Source organism: Pseudomonas sp. NPDC088885 (assembly GCF_044750025.1).
In the GTDB taxonomy this organism is placed as follows: Bacteria; Pseudomonadota; Gammaproteobacteria; order Pseudomonadales; family Pseudomonadaceae; genus Aquipseudomonas; species Aquipseudomonas rustica.
In genome coordinates, this window is the sequence record NZ_JBIVJB010000250.1 from 1 (window position 1) to 1,311 (window position 1,311).

A 1,311-nucleotide genomic window follows, 5' to 3' on the forward strand; every position below is an offset into this window, starting at 1 on the left:
ACGGAACAGTTCTTCGGTCAGGTCCATGTTGTCTTCGTAGTCGGCGTACGCCTGGTAGAACTCCAACATGGTGAATTCAGGGTTGTGACGGGTCGAAACGCCTTCGTTACGGAAGTTGCGGTTGATCTCGAAAACCTTTTCAAAACCACCAACCACCAGACGCTTCAGGTACAGCTCAGGCGCGATACGCAGGAACATTTCCATGTCCAGCGCGTTGTGGTGGGTTTCGAACGGCTTGGCCGCCGCGCCGCCCGGAATGGTCTGCAGCATCGGCGTTTCGACTTCGAGGAAGTCGCGCTTCATCAGGAAGCTGCGGATGTGCGCGATCACTTGCGAACGCACGCGGAACGTCTGGCGCACTTCTTCATTGACGATCAGGTCAACGTAACGCTGGCGGTAGCGTTGCTCGGTGTCGGTCAGGCCGTGGTGCTTGTCCGGCAGCGGACGCAGGGATTTGGTCAGCAGACGCACGCTGGTCATTTCAACGTACAGGTCGCCCTTGCCGGAACGCGCCAGGGTGCCTTCGGCGGCAATGATGTCGCCCATGTCCCAGGTTTTCACCGCGGCCAGGGTGTCTTCCGACAGGGTTTTACGGTTGACGTAGACCTGGATGCGACCGGTCATGTCCTGAATCACCATGAACGAGCCACGGTTGAGCATGATGCGACCGGCAACCTTGACCGGGATTGCAGCCTCTGCCAGCTCTTCCTTGGTCTTGTCCGCGTATTTCTTCTGCAGATCTTCGCAGTAGTTTTCGCGGCGGAAGTCGTTCGGGAAGGCGTTGCCCTTGGCGCGCTCGGCAGCCAGCTTTTCCTTGCGCAGGGCGATCAGGGAGTTTTCTTCCTGTTGCAGGGCTTGCGGGTCGAGTTGTTGGTCGCTCATGTCTTTAGATATTCCATCACAGGTTCGTTACCCCCGGCGTGGCGCCGGGGTTCGCGGGCAAGCCTTGCTCCTACAGGGTCGCGTGTTACCGCGACCACTGCAGAGCAGGCCTTACAGCCCTGATTTCAGGCTGGCATACAGGTATTCGTCGATGTCGCCGTCGAGTACCTTGTCGCAGTCGCTGCGTTCGATGTTGGTGCGCAGATCCTTGATCCGCGACGCATCGAGCACGTACGAGCGAATCTGGTGACCCCAGCCGATATCGGACTTGGTGTCTTCCAGCGCTTGCGACGCGGCGTTGCGTTTCTGCATTTCCTGCTCGTACAACTTGGCCCGCAGCATTTTCATGGCGGTGTCCTTGTTGGCGTGCTGGGAACGTTCGTTCTGGCAGCTGACCACGGTGTTGGTCGGTACGTGAGTGATACGTAC

2 protein-coding genes are annotated in these 1,311 nt (G+C 58.6%); both read right to left on the bottom strand.

Features of this window, described 5'->3' with window-relative positions:
• Nucleotides 1-882, bottom strand: an 882-nt coding sequence (locus ACIP1X_RS28995) for an amino acid--tRNA ligase-related protein (protein WP_400755988.1), incomplete at its 3' end; no start/stop codon positions are given.
• A 111-nt stretch (nt 883-993) separates the two neighbouring features.
• A partial coding sequence (locus ACIP1X_RS29000) for a peptide chain release factor-like protein (protein WP_400755989.1) occupies nt 994-1,311 on the bottom strand: 318 nt, incomplete at its 5' end.